This is a genomic window from Bifidobacterium catenulatum DSM 16992 = JCM 1194 = LMG 11043, assembly GCF_001025195.1.
In the GTDB taxonomy this organism is placed as follows: Bacteria; Actinomycetota; Actinomycetes; order Actinomycetales; family Bifidobacteriaceae; genus Bifidobacterium; species Bifidobacterium catenulatum.
This window is the reverse complement of sequence record NZ_AP012325.1, coordinates 1-13,170: the sequence shown is the minus strand read 5'-3', so window position 1 is coordinate 13,170 and position 13,170 is coordinate 1. Positions and strand designations below refer to the sequence as shown.

The window sequence follows — 13,170 nt, the reverse complement described above, 5'->3', positions numbered from 1 at the left end:
GTTCTGTGCACCCTATGCATTCCGTTTGGCAAGTTCGTCGCGGATTTGCTGCAACAGCAGGATCGTCTGCTCTTCGGTGGAGATTTCCGGCTCTTTGATGGCCTCCTCCTCGGCTTTGCTCCGCTCTTCCGCAAGCTTGGTTTTGGCGAGCAACGCCTCGGTCACGTCACGGAATTTGTTAATCGGTACGAGAATGCAGAAATACACGGCCGCCGCGATGATCAGAAAATTCAATATCGCACCAAGTACCGCGCCGAACGAAACCGTCGCATTATTGAATGTGATTGCCAGCAGACCATCCATATTCGGTTTGCCGAAAATCATGGCGATGAACGGATTAATCACATTGTTGACGATCGAATTAACCACTGTGGTGACGGCACCGCCCATGACAACACCGACCGCCATGTCGATCATGTTGCCGCGTGCAATGAATTTCTTGAATCCTTCAATCATGATGATTCTCCCATTATGTGAGACTGTGAGATGCTGTTGCGAACGTACTCTCTCCCACGCTTTCCGCATTTCCATCCTATAGTCAACGCAAGGCATGGCAATCCCGTAAAAAGAAGCAAGTTCGGAACCAGCGCTCGTAAAAAAGCGTCTCCAAATCCTGAACAAGGTCTTGTGCCGTCCATATTCGTACACATAGAATGAGACCGTCTATTGGTAACCAACTATCCCGAAGGGGAAGAATATGCTCACTGATGAGTACGTCAAGCGCGTGTACGCGCAGGTGGAAAAGCGCGACGGCGACCAGCCGGAGTTCCTGCAGGCCGTTCGCGAGGTTTTCGAAAGCCTCGAACCGGTGGTCGCGAAGCATCCGGAATATGAGAAAGCGGGCGTGCTCGAACGCATCGTCGAGCCGGAACGCGTGGTGAAGTTCCGCGTCGCATGGACCGACGATGAGGGCAAGGTGCAGGTCAACCGCGGTTACCGCATCCAGTTCAACTCTGCAATCGGCCCGTACAAGGGCGGCTTGCGCTTCCACCCGAGCGTGAACGAGGGTGTCATCAAGTTCCTCGGCTTTGAGCAGATTCTGAAGAACTCCCTGACCAGCCTGCCGATGGGCGGCGGCAAGGGCGGCTCCGACTTCGATCCGAAGGGCAAGTCCGACGCTGAAGTCATGCGTTTCTGTCAGGCTTTCATGACGGAACTGTGCCGTCATATCGGCCAGTTCACCGACGTTCCGGCCGGCGACATCAACGTGGGCGGTCGCGAGATCGGCTACCTGTTCGGCCAGTACAAGCGCATTCGTGACGAGTATTCCGGCGTACTGACCGGCAAGGGCCTCGAGTTCGGCGGTTCCCTGGCTCGCACCGAGGCCACCGGTTACGGCCTGTGCTACTACACTGCCGAGGCAATGCGCGTGCTGCGCAATGACTCCTTCGAAGGCAAGACCGTGGTCATTTCCGGCTCCGGCAACGTGGCCATCTTCGCCACCGAGAAGGCTCAGGCCCTCGGCGCGAAGGTTGTGACCGCCTCCGATTCCAATGGATACATCTACGATCCGAACGGCATTCAGCTTGACGTGGTCAAGGACATCAAGCTGGGCCATCGCGGCCGCATCAAGGAATATGCGGAGCGCGTGCCGGGCTCCGAGTATCACGAGGGCTGCAAGGGCGTGTGGACGGTTCCGTGCGACATCGCCCTGCCGTGCGCCACCCAGAACGAGATCGATGAGGAGTCCGCCAAGGCTCTCGTCGCCAACGGCTGCACTGTGGTATGCGAAGGCGCCAACATGCCGTCCACTCCGGAGGCAATCGCCGTCTACCAGTCCAACAACGTGCTCTACGGCCCCGCTAAGGCCGCGAACGCGGGTGGCGTGGCAGTTTCCGGCCTTGAGATGAGCCAGAACTCCTACCGCCTTTCCTGGACTTTCGAAGAGGTTGACGGCAAGCTCAAGTCCATCATGGAGAACATCGTCGCCAACTCCTTGGAAGCCGCCAAGGAATACGGCCACGAGGGTGATCTGATGCTCGGCGCCAACGCAGCCGGCTTCGTGAAGGTCGCCAACGCCATGGTCGCTCAGGGCGTGCTCTGATCTAGCTAATCTAACCGATTTAGCCAATACGGCCGACTTATCGAGAAGACATTGAGGGTCTGTCTGGTTTCATTCCAGGCAGACCCTCAATGTATTTCCACGCACCTAATCTAGTTGCAGTTATATCTGAAAGATATGGGCAGATTGCGGGCGGGGGCAGATAGGGGTTGGAGTGCGGTAAGAGACAGACTGGTCTAAAAAATACGAAGGCGGCCTGTGCCGTGATTGGAATCACAATGCAGGCCGCCTTGTTGCGTTTGAGTTCGCTACCGCTGCTCGCTGCTATTAACAGCCCACAGGGCTGTTCCAGCATCACATGCGACGCTCGCGACGCTATCGCTGCTCGCTGCCATTAACAGCCCACAGGGCTGTTAATCATCTCCGAGTGTGACGTGGATACCGCCGACGAGGGTGCTCACCACGTTGTACAGCAGCGTGAGAATCACCACAAGCACAGTGATCAGCACCACTTCCACAATGGAGAAGATGGTGGCGGTGCTCAGCACGGTGCTCAGTGAAAACACGTTCGTCAGGTCGAATCCGCCGGCATCCAAGCCCGTGGAAGACACGATCTGCGTAACCTGGTCAAACACGCCAACCATGTTCAGCATGCCCCACAGAATAGCTACCGCAACGATCTGAATAATTCCCCCAGCGATGGAAAGCATGAACGCCACCTTGGCGGCCGACCATGCGTCGATACGCGTCAGAGACAGGCTCATACGGCGCGCGCGCGGAGCGCCGCCACGACGCTTCTCGCGAACCTTCACACCACCGGAAGCGGGGGAGGAGGCACCCTCATGTGCCTGAACCTGATCCTCACCAATCAGCGGCTGGCTGGAAGCGGAACGTGCCACGCGCGGGGCATGCCCAACCTCTGGCATTTGCTGTCCTTCGTTGTTCTCGCTCATCGTTGCTCCTTGCAAGATTGTGCCCAGTTCTTAGCTGAGGCTACCAGTTTTCACAGACGATTGCCCGTGCTGCGGTCAGGCCTCTACATTCTCGCCATCGCCGGATTCGGCGTTGGTTTCAGCAGGGGCTTCAACGGCGGATTCAGACGATTGTGCAGTATCCTCGTTCACGGTCGCGTTTTCCGCGGATTCGTCGTCGTCCTTTTCCTCGTTACGCGCGATGGAGATGATCTCGTCGTTCTTGTCAGGCTTGGCGAACGTCACGCCCTGGGTGGTACGTCCAGTGCGCTTGACCTCGTCGACGTTGGAACGGATGACCTTGCCGGACTTCATGATGGCCATGATCTGGTCATCTTCCTCAACGATCACCGCACCCACGAGGGAACCACGGCCTTCGGCGAGCTGCACGGCCTTGACACCGAAGCCATTACGGCCCTGCAGTCGGTATTCGCTGATGGCGGTGCGCTTGGCGAAGCCTTCGTTGGTGACCACGAACAGATCCTTGTCGGAATCACCCCAGACCACGTCCATGTCCAGCAGTTCGTCGCCTTCGCGGAACTTCATGCCCTGCACGCCGGCAGTCTGGCGTCCCATCGGGCGCAGTTGCTCGTCGTTGGCCTGGAACTTCAGGCTCATGCCCAGCTTCGACACGAGAATGATGTCATCCTCGGCATTGCACAGTGCGGCACCGATCAGCTCGTCGGCGTTCTCGCCGTTTTCGTCAGCCATGAGACGCACTGCGATCAGGCCGCCCTGACGCGGGGAATCGTATTCGGCAAGCGCGGTCTTCTTGACCTTGCCGGAACGAGTGGCGAGCACCAAGTACTTGGCCACCTCGTAGTTCGGAATCGACAGCACGGTTTGGATCGTCTCGTCAGGGCCGAACTGCAGTAGGTTGGCCACATGCTGTCCCTTGGAATCGCGCGATCCTTCCGGAAGCTCGTAAGCCTTCAAACGGTACACGCGTCCCTTGTTGGTGAAGAACAGCAGCCAGTTGTGCGTGCTTGTCAGGAAGAAGTGGTCGACCACGTCGTCCTCACGCAGCTTGGCGCCCTTGATGCCCTTTCCGCCACGGTGCTGCGCACGGTATTCGTCAGCCTTGGTGCGCTTGATGAAACCGGAGTGAGTGACGGTCACGACCACGTTTTCTTCCGCAATCAGATCTTCGACGTTCATTTCACCGGAGTACGGCAGGATCTTGGTTCGACGTTCGTCGCCATACTTGGACACGATTTCGTCAAGCTCGTCGCCCACGATCTTGCGTTGACGCTCCGGCTTGGCGAGAATGTCGTTGTAGTCGGCGATACGACGCATCAGCTCGTTATGTTCGTCGAGAATCTTCTGGCGTTCCAATGCGGCCAGTCGGCGCAGCTGCATGGCCAGAATGGCGTCGGCCTGCACTTCGTCCACGTCCAGCAGGTCCATAAGGCCCGTACGTGCGACTTCCGCAGATTCGGACGCACGAATAAGCGCGATGACCTCGTCGATCATGTCAAGAGCCTTCAGGTAGCCCTGCAGAATGTGGTCGCGCTCTTCCGCCTCACGCTTGAGGTAGGCGGTACGGCGTGCGATGACTTCCAGCTGGTGGCCCACCCAATGGCGGATGAACGCGTCCAGAGACAGCGTACGTGGCACTCCATCGACCAGTGCCAGCATGTTGGCACCGAAGGTCTGCTGCAGCTGGGAATGCTTGTACAGGTTGTTGAGCACAACCTTCGGCACGGCGTCGCGCTTGAGCACGAGCACGAGACGCTGTCCGGTACGGCCGGAGGTTTCGTCACGCATGTCGGCGATGCCCTGAATCTTGCCGTCACGCACCGCTTCGCGGATGGAAACGACCAGTCGGTCCGGGTTCACCTGATACGGCAGTTCGGTGATCACGAGGCACATACGGCCCTTGATCTCTTCGGTGTTCACAACCGCGCGCATGGTGATCAAACCACGGCCGGTACGGTAGGCCTGTTCAATGCCCTTATGTCCGAGAATCGTTGCGCCAGTAGGGAAGTCCGGCCCCTTGATGATGCGGATCAGGTTTTCGAGCAGCTCTTCGCGGCTTGCGTCCGGGTGGTCAAGCGCCCAATGCACGCCTTCGGCCACTTCACGCATGTTGTGCGGAGGAATGTTGGTGGCCATACCCACGGCGATACCAGACGAACCATTGCACAACAGGTTCGGGAATCGTGCCGGAAGCACGGTCGGCTCCTGCGTCTTGCCATCGTAGTTCGGCAGGAAATCGACGGTGTCTTTGTCGATGTCGCGCACCATTTCCATGGCGAGCGGAGCCATACGGCATTCGGTGTAACGCATTGCTGCGGCCGGATCGTCACCGGGGGAGCCGAAGTTGCCTTGGCCGTCGACCAGCGTGTAACGCATCGACCACGACTGTGCCATACGCACCAACGTGTCGTAGATCGCGGAATCGCCGTGCGGATGGTATTTACCCATGACCTCGCCGACCACGCGGGCGCACTTGGAGTAACCACGGTCGGGGCGGTAGCCGCCGTCGTACATCGCGTAGATCACACGGCGATGCACCGGCTTCATGCCGTCGCGTACGTCCGGGAGCGCACGGTCCACGATCACGGACATGGCGTATGCCAGGTAGGAATCGCGCATTTCCTGCTGCAGATCCTTCTTCTGGATGCGTTCGCCCACCATCAGGCCGTAATCGGTGTTGTCGGCCTCCTGCGGGCTCAACGGCTCCATGGAGCCATCAGGCACGAACTGGCCGTCTTCGTTGCTGTTGTTTTCGTCTGCCAACTTCTAAGTCCTTCTAAATCCTTATGAAACCTTGCCTGAAGTCCTTGAAATCCCTACGCGTCGATCCAGCTGACGTTGCGTGCGTTGCGCTGGATGAACAGACGGCGAGGTTCGACTTCGTCGCCCATGAGCATGGAGAAGGTTTCGTCGGCTGCAGCCGCGTCTTCGATTTGCACCTGCTTCAGAATGCGGTGGTCAGGATCCATGGTGGTTTCCCACAGTTCCTGGTAGCTCATTTCACCCAGACCCTTGTAACGCTGGATGCCTTCGCCCTTCGGCAACTGACGGCCGGCGGCCTTGCCTTCGGCGAGCACGCGGTCGCGTTCGGCGTCGGTGTACACGAAGTCGTGCGCGCCTTTGGTCCACTTGAGTCGGTACAGCGGCGGCATGGCCACATACACGTAACCAGCGGTAATCATCGGGCGCATGTAGCGGAAGAACAGCGTCAGATTCAGGGTTGCGATATGCGCGCCGTCCACATCAGCATCGGCCATGATGATGACCTTGTGATAGCGGACTTTGTTCAGGTCGAAATCCTCGCCGTAACCGCCGCCGACCGCGGTGATCAGCGATTCGATGGTTTCGGACTTCATCATGCGGTCAAGGCTTGCACGCTCGGTGTTGAGGATTTTGCCTCGCAGCGGCAGAATGGCCTGCGTGATCGGGTTGCGTCCCTGAATTGCGGAGCCGCCTGCGGAGTCACCCTCCACGATGAACAGTTCGCATTCTTCAGGATTGTTGGACTGGCAATCCTTCAGTTTGTCTGGCATGCCCGCGGATTCGAAGATTGACTTGCGGCGGGTATTCTCACGTGCCTTCTTGGCTGCAAGACGCGCACGGGAGGCTTCAATGGCCTTCTGGATGATGTTCTTGGCTTCGCTAGGATGCGAATCGAACCAGTCGCCGAGCTTGTCGGTCATCACGCGCTGCACGAAGGTTTTCGCTTCGGAATTGCCGAGCTTGGTCTTGGTCTGGCCTTCGAACTGCGGGGTGGTGAGCTTCACCGACACCACTGCGGTCAGGCCTTCGCGCACGTCGTCGCCGGAGAGGTTCTCATCCTTGTCTTTGAGGATGTTCTTCTCACGTGCGTAACGATTGACGAGCGAAGTCAGAGCCGCACGGAAGCCTTCTTCGTGGGTGCCGCCTTCGGTGGTGGAGATGGTGTTGGCGAAGGTGTGCACCGCTTCGGAGTATGCGGTGGTCCACTGCATGGCGATTTCCGCGGAAATGCCGATTTTCAGATCTTCCGCTTCGAAATCGATGACATCCGGTTCAATCGGGGTTGCCTTGCGGGACTTCACCAAGTAATCGACGTAATCCTTGATGCCGTCGTTGTACTGGTAGGTGACTGTCTGATGCTTCGGTTCGGCATTGTCGTCACCGTCGCCTGCGACTTCGTCTCCTGCTTGGTCCGGTTCACGCAGATCGGTTAGGGACAGCTTCAGTCCCTTGTTGAGGAATGCCATCTGCTGGAAGCGGTTACGCAGAATCTCGAAATCGTAGGTGGTGGTTTCGAAGATCGCGCCGTCGGCCCAGAAGGTCACGGAAGTGCCGGTGGATTCGTCTTCGCCCATCGGTTCGCCCTTGAGCAGACGCGAGGTCGGCTTCTGGTTGATGTAGGTCTGGGTCCAGTGGAAGCCCTGACGGCGCACTTCGATGTCGACGCGGGTCGACAACGCGTTCACCACGGAAATACCCACGCCGTGCAGACCGCCGGAGACCGCGTAGCCGCCGCCACCGAACTTGCCGCCTGCGTGCAGCTTGGTCATCACGGTTTCCACACCGGAAACGCCTTCGCCCGGCACTTCGTCGACCGGAATGCCTCGGCCATCATCGACCACGCGCACTCCGCCGTCCGGCAGAATCGTCACTTCGATATGCGAGGCATAGCCCGCCAGCGCTTCGTCGACGGAGTTGTCGACGATCTCATACACCAGATGGTGCAGGCCACGGGGGCCGGTGGAGCCGATGTACATGCCTGGGCGGATTCGCACCGCTTCGAGGCCTTCCAACACTCTCAGATCGGACGCGTCGTAATGCTCCGGAGCCAAGGTGTCATCGAGCTGCGCATCTTCGAGCTGATCGTTTTGGATCTGATCTTCCTGCGTGTTTTCAGCTGATTCGTTCAGCGAATCCGCATCAAGGTCTGCCACAGAGATTCCTTCCTGCATTTTTCCCGCCAATGAGGGTCATTCACGCAGGTGATACCACCTAGAACGCAAATAAAGGCCCCTTCTAGGCGTTTACATACACTACTTGATATTCTACTCATGCAGGGGGACAGCGCGCCAGAGGCATTTATCCTTGAAATTCAGCCGTTTACCCCTGTTTTTCGCGTTCGGAAAAGTATCTGCCAGCCCTCGCAAAGGTCATCTCCGGGGACATATTCGACGTACGCCCGATCGCAGACCAACTATCACACCAATATCGCGTGATATTTTGCTAATACCGGGTCCTTCTGGTCATTCGCCCTCGGCTGAATCCCTGTTGCTGGGGGCCGGTGACGCGCACTTCGTTGATGGTCAGCCCCTCAAGTCTCCTGCGAATGGTGTCGGTCAGCAGCGGAATCATGTACGTCAAGGTGGTGGTCCATGCGGGGCTGTCGCATCGAATCGTCAAAATGCCGTCACGCAGGTCAACGGGGTAGGAGTGGCGCGCGTTTTCGTCACCGACCACCTGGTTCCAATGATTCTGCATTTGCGCGATTTTCAAATGCGGCGTCCACAAACCTTGCGTTGCGATCACGTTGAATATATTGCCGACCGTCTGCGGGTCGCGTCCGGGTTTGCCAAAATTCTCCCATGCCTGCCGCGCACATTCCTCACGTTCCTTGTAGCGTCCGGCGCGTTTGCTGATGCGTTCGAACACTTCGGCGGGCAACTTGCGTTGGTCGAGATGCAATGTTTCGCAGATTGGAGGATTAGGCATCAGCGGTCAGTCTCCCTTCCTGCCGCAAGCTGCGCCATCATCGCCGCCAAATCGTCATCGCCGCCATCTTGCGATTGTCGACGCAACGCGGCCACGTCAATCACATGCGCGTGCACGGCGTCCGTTTGTGGAATGTCGCTTGCCGCGGCGACGGTGATCAGCACTTGATCCTGCCGCATCGCAAAATCGAGGATCTGCCCACGACGGGATTCGTCAAGCTGTGCGAACACATCATCGAGAATCACGATCGGCTTGCTTTCGAATTGCGCGGAAACCGCTTCATATAGCGCCATTTTCAGCGCCAAAGCCATGGTCCACATCTCGCCGTTGGACGCGAATTCACGGGCGGGCATGTCGTTGAGCAGCAAGGTCAGATCGTCGCGATGCGGGCCGATCAGATTCTGTCCGCGTGCCACTTCGCCCGGGTAGATGCGCTGGAAATGACGGCTGATTTCCGCGCTCGGATCGTCGAACAGCATCACTTCGTCGAAGGACGGCTCGTATGAGAGCGCCGCCCGCTCGTCGTCGCCTGCCAAAGACGCGTAGATTCGCGCGAAAGGCTCCCCCAGACGTGCGATGACATCGTTGCGTTCACGTGTCAGTCTCATGCCGAGATCGATGAATTGTCCCGTCCAGATTTCCAGTCCGCTTAAAACCGTCTGCTGGCTGTATTGCGGGTCGAGATTCGTGCCGTCGCCGAGTTGTTTGAGCAGTGCCGTACGTTGTTTCGCCACATGCGTGAATTGTTGCAGCAGCTGCGCGTAGTGGGGGAGTAGCAGGGAAGCGGCCTGGTTGATGAAGTTACGTCGGGTTGCTGGATCGCCTGCCACCAAACGCTGATCTTCGGGGGTGAAGGAGACGGAGGGCGTACGTCCGATGAGATCGCGCATGTATTGCGATTTTCCGCCATCGATTCGCGCCCGATTCGCGCCTCGTGCCACGATGGTCGCTTCGTAGGTGTGTTGCGTTTCATCGTCTTCCACATTGGCTCGGATGGTAGCCGAAGTGCACCCTTTTTCGATTAGTGGCAATGATGATGACGTGCGATGGCTTGATCCCGTGGAAAGCACTTCGACGGCTTCCACAATATTGGTTTTGCCGAGTCCGTTGGCTCCTTGCAGAATGTTGATTCCCGGTTCGAAGTCGAGCACGCAATGTTCCCAGGAACGGTAGTGGTCGAGTGCTAGGCGGGAAATATACATTCACAATCCTTGAGAATCAAGCAAATTTCTTACGTGGATAATCACAATTATTAACGAATATGATTGTTTATGAATATTCATGCAAACGGGCTGAACCGGCAGTAACAGCCATGTTCAGCCCTATTTTTGCGATGCGTCCACGTTTTGTGTGGATTGGCTTATGTTCAGCTGTTGAAACGCATGGGCACAAGCAGGTAGCGATAGTCCATGGATTCCTCGGAATCCGACTCCTGCTGGCCGTTGAATTCCACAGGCTTGACAGCGGTGGTCATCTTCATGCGCACGAACGGTTCCGCAATGGCGCTCAGGCCTTCGATCAGGTAGGTCGGGTTGAAGGCCACGGTGATGTCTTCTCCATCCATGTCGATGTCGAGGATTTCCTTGGCTTGGGCTTCGTCCGCGGTTCCTGCCGTCAGCGTGAGCTCCTGGCTGGTGAAGGCCATGCGGATCGGCGCGTTGCGCTCGGCGACGAGGGAGACACGCTTGATGGCGCTGATGAGATCCTGCTTGTTGATGACCGCGTGAATCGGGTATTCGTCGGCATATAGGCGGTCGACCGCGGGGAATTCGCCGTCGATCAGCTGCGAGGTGGATACGCGTCCGGCGTTCTCGAAGCCCAGCAGCGACGGATTCTCCGTGTCGAAGTCCACAACGATGTTCTGATGCTCATCCAAAGAGCGTGCCACGTCGCGCAGCAGTGCGCCGCGAACGAGTGCGGTGGCGTTGGTGTCCGGGTTTTCCGGCGTCCACGTGAAGCTCGAACGAGACAGACGGAAACGGTCGGTGGAGCTCATGATCACCTTGTCGCCTTGGAACTGCACGCGGATGCCGGTGAGTACGGGGCGATTCTCCTCACGGGAAACGGCAACGGATGCCTGGGTGACGGCTTGGGTGAAGGTTTGCGCGTCCACTTGGCCCAGTTTGGACGGAATTACCGGAAGATCCGGATATTCGGCGTCCGGCATGAGCTGCATGGTGAATGTGGACTTGCCGGAGGTGATGGTCATGGTCGATCCATCGGTGGAAAGATAGGTTTTCGCAGCAGGAAGCGACTTGGTGATATCCGCCAGCAGCTTACCGAGCACTAAGACGGATCCGGCTTCATCGACGCCTGCTTCAATGTGATGACGGGCGGAAATGGCGTAATTGAAGGCGGAAAGTTGGAGAGTGCCGTCGATGGCCTCCAAACGGACGCCTGCCAAAATGGGAGATGCAGGGCGAGCGTCGATCACGCGGGTGGTCCAGGCTACTGCGTCTGCCAGCGCTTGGGAATTGACTTCAACTTTCATGGCTAATTTCCTCGTTTCGTTCGGTCCATAAGTCATTCTAGCGAGCTGCCAGCGTTTTGACGAAGCGTGGGGAATTCCCCACTTATGATGACGATGATGATTTTCTTATAACAACCTACATTCGTCATAATAAGGCCTGTGGATAATGTGGGTAAGTGCACAGACCCCATGTTTTTCAAGGGCTCAGTTCACCTCACTACCTGTGGATAACTTTTGAACGGAGTGTGGACAAGCTACCGGGTTATCCACAGCCTCAGAGATGCAAAAAAGTTATCCACAAAAGCCTGTGTATAGTCCACAAGTCATCCACCGCCGATTTTCGCGTTTCCAACGGCTTTTCCACCGAGGAATCCTTGATTTGTGCATAACTATGTGGATAACTTCGATAAAAATATTCCACAACCCGGCGTGTCAGAATGGTCGGTAAATCAGTAGGTAAAGAATTTACCAATACTCATGCTTGGCTTTTGAAAATCGCCTGAGAAAGGCAGAAAACACCAAAACCGTTTTTTTGAGGCGTGCGAAAACACATGCAAACGCGCAAAGTCGCGCAAAAAACGTTATTTTTCGCCGGAACGCTGTTTGAGTTGCAGCGTCAGCTCCGTCACATAGTTGTAGATTTCCTGCTTTTCCTGCATTTCATCGCTGATACGGGTGTAGGCGTGCATTACTGTGGTGTGGTCTTTGCCGCCAAACACCTGGCCGATGTCGTTCAGGCTCATGCTGGTGAGCTCACGCACCAAATACATGGCAATCTGGCGGGCCAGCGCGATTTTCTTCGTGCGAGAACGGCCGACGATGTCGTCGAACGTGATGTAGAAGTATTTCGCCACCTGAGTGATGATGTCGGTGGGCTTGATCTCCACATCGGTCGCGAAGAAGTCTTGCAGCGTATGCTCCGCCAGCGCGCGAGTCACCGGCTGTCCGCTCAGGGAAGCCATGGCAGTCACGCGGTTCAGTGCGCCTTCCAGCTCGCGGATGTTCTCGGTGAAACGTTCCGCAATAAGGTTGAGCACGTCGTCTTGAACGTTGGATTCATGGGCGATCATGCGCAGAATGGCGATTCGCGTCTCCAGATCCGGCGGCTTGACGTCAACGGTCAGGCCGGATTCGAAGCGGGAGATTAGGCGTTCGTTGAAGCCCTGCAGATCCTTCGGAGGTACATCGGATGCGATCACGATGCGCTTGTTCGCCTGATGCAGGGTATTGAACGTGTGGAAGAACTGTTCGAGCGTCGCGTCCTTGCCACTGAGGAACTGAATATCGTCGATCAGCAGCACGTCGACTTCACGGTAGCGACGGTTGAATTCCTTGATTTGGCCGGAATTCTGGTTGGTATCGCCCAATGCTTCGATGAATTCGTTGGTGAATTCCTCGCTGGTCACGTAACGGACCTTTAGCGAGGGATCCTTGACCAGTGCGTAGTTGCCGATGGCGTTCAGCAAGTGGGTTTTGCCCAGGCCGGAGCCGCCGTAGATACACAGCGGGTTGAAATCATGGCCGGAACCTTCCGCGACGGCTAATGCGACAGTGCGCGCGAAACGGTTGGAATCGCCAGGGACGAAGGTGTCGAAGGTGGCGTTCTTGTTCAGATGGGTCTTAGGGTCCAGCAAAGGCCTGTTCTGGCCTCGTTGGAATGTGTTGGGGCGTTCCGGAGGCATGGCGACCGGAATGGGAAGCTGGCCCTGCGTGGTTTCCTCAACATGTGGCGCAGGGGTGAAATGGGGGTATTCTTCAACGGGCGGCTGTGCCGGTTCTTTCTTTTCCGCAATCTTGAATGCGGGGAAAATGTCCTGTTCCGCAGACTCCCGCAAGGCTTCCAGCAGAGGCTGGTTCAATTCGTTCTGCAGTGTCTGCTGCGCGGCCGCGCTGGGCACGCACAACACGATGGTGGGACCCCACATACCTTCCGGAAAAACATTTTCCAGCCAGCTTTTGTCACGTACAGAAAGTGCGGGATTCTGGTGCAGCAACGCCAGCGCGTCGGACCATACCCCGCGAGCCTGATCGAGAGGATCGGTTGTCGTATCGGCCAC

9 protein-coding genes are annotated in these 13,170 nt (G+C 57.1%); 1 reads left to right on the top strand and 8 read right to left on the bottom strand.

All coding sequences use genetic code 11. The annotated features are described in order from the left end of the window. Positions 1 to 12: 12 nt before the first annotated feature. Entirely contained in the window at positions 13 to 456 is a 444-nt protein-coding gene (locus BBCT_RS00045) for an MscL family protein (protein WP_033513124.1), read from the bottom strand. 241 nt (positions 457 to 697) lie between these two features. On the opposite strand from BBCT_RS00045, the gene gdhA reads away from it, so the two are divergent. Continuing rightward, entirely contained in the window at positions 698 to 2,044 is a 1,347-nt protein-coding gene (gdhA, locus tag BBCT_RS00040; RefSeq protein ID WP_003833554.1) for an NADP-specific glutamate dehydrogenase, read from the top strand. Positions 2,045 to 2,415: 371 nt separating this feature from the next. Here the strand turns inward: gdhA and BBCT_RS00035 are convergent, their stop codons facing one another. The 7 genes from BBCT_RS00035 to dnaA all read right to left on the bottom strand — a co-directional run bounded on the left by BBCT_RS00035 (position 2,416) and on the right by dnaA (position 13,170). Beyond that, the gene (locus BBCT_RS00035) at positions 2,416 to 2,955 is read right to left on the bottom strand and encodes a DUF3566 domain-containing protein (RefSeq protein ID WP_003833550.1); all 540 of its coding nucleotides are present in this window, start codon (positions 2,953 to 2,955) and stop codon (positions 2,416 to 2,418) included. 75 nt (positions 2,956 to 3,030) lie between these two features. Further along, positions 3,031 to 5,715 (bottom strand): DNA gyrase subunit A, encoded by a 2,685-nt coding sequence (gene gyrA / locus BBCT_RS00030; protein WP_003833547.1) that lies wholly within the window; start codon positions 5,713 to 5,715, stop codon positions 3,031 to 3,033. Between the two features lie 53 nt (positions 5,716 to 5,768). Further along, positions 5,769 to 7,886, bottom strand: a complete 2,118-nt coding sequence (gene gyrB / locus BBCT_RS00025) for a DNA topoisomerase (ATP-hydrolyzing) subunit B (RefSeq protein WP_003833546.1) — start codon at positions 7,884 to 7,886, stop codon at positions 5,769 to 5,771. Between the two features lie 271 nt (positions 7,887 to 8,157). Next, positions 8,158 to 8,643 (bottom strand): DUF721 domain-containing protein, encoded by a 486-nt coding sequence (locus tag BBCT_RS00020; protein WP_003833544.1) that lies wholly within the window; start codon positions 8,641 to 8,643, stop codon positions 8,158 to 8,160. Then, a complete protein-coding gene (gene recF, locus BBCT_RS00015; RefSeq protein ID WP_003833543.1) occupies positions 8,643 to 9,845 on the bottom strand; it encodes a DNA replication/repair protein RecF in 1,203 nt (400 codons plus the stop codon). The genes BBCT_RS00020 and recF overlap by 1 nt, the downstream gene beginning before the upstream one ends. Before the next feature lie 164 nt (positions 9,846 to 10,009). Continuing rightward, positions 10,010 to 11,134 (bottom strand): DNA polymerase III subunit beta, encoded by a 1,125-nt coding sequence (gene dnaN / locus BBCT_RS00010; protein WP_033513127.1) that lies wholly within the window; start codon positions 11,132 to 11,134, stop codon positions 10,010 to 10,012. A 560-nt stretch (positions 11,135 to 11,694) separates the two neighbouring features. After that, the gene (dnaA, locus tag BBCT_RS00005; protein ID WP_003833534.1) at positions 11,695 to 13,170 is read right to left on the bottom strand and encodes a chromosomal replication initiator protein DnaA; all 1,476 of its coding nucleotides are present in this window, start codon (positions 13,168 to 13,170) and stop codon (positions 11,695 to 11,697) included.

Coding starts and splice junctions, on each gene's coding strand:
- BBCT_RS00045 (WP_033513124.1), bottom strand. CDS start 456: ATGATTGAAGGATTCAAGAAATTCATTGCACGCGGCAACATGATCGAC.
- gdhA (WP_003833554.1), top strand. CDS start 698: ATGCTCACTGATGAGTACGTCAAGCGCGTGTACGCGCAGGTGGAAAAG.
- BBCT_RS00035 (WP_003833550.1), bottom strand. CDS start 2,955: ATGAGCGAGAACAACGAAGGACAGCAAATGCCAGAGGTTGGGCATGCC.
- gyrB (WP_003833546.1), bottom strand. CDS start 7,886: ATGCAGGAAGGAATCTCTGTGGCAGACCTTGATGCGGATTCGCTGAAC.
- BBCT_RS00020 (WP_003833544.1), bottom strand. CDS start 8,643: ATGCCTAATCCTCCAATCTGCGAAACATTGCATCTCGACCAACGCAAG.
- recF (WP_003833543.1), bottom strand. CDS start 9,845: ATGTATATTTCCCGCCTAGCACTCGACCACTACCGTTCCTGGGAACAT.
- dnaN (WP_033513127.1), bottom strand. CDS start 11,134: ATGAAAGTTGAAGTCAATTCCCAAGCGCTGGCAGACGCAGTAGCCTGG.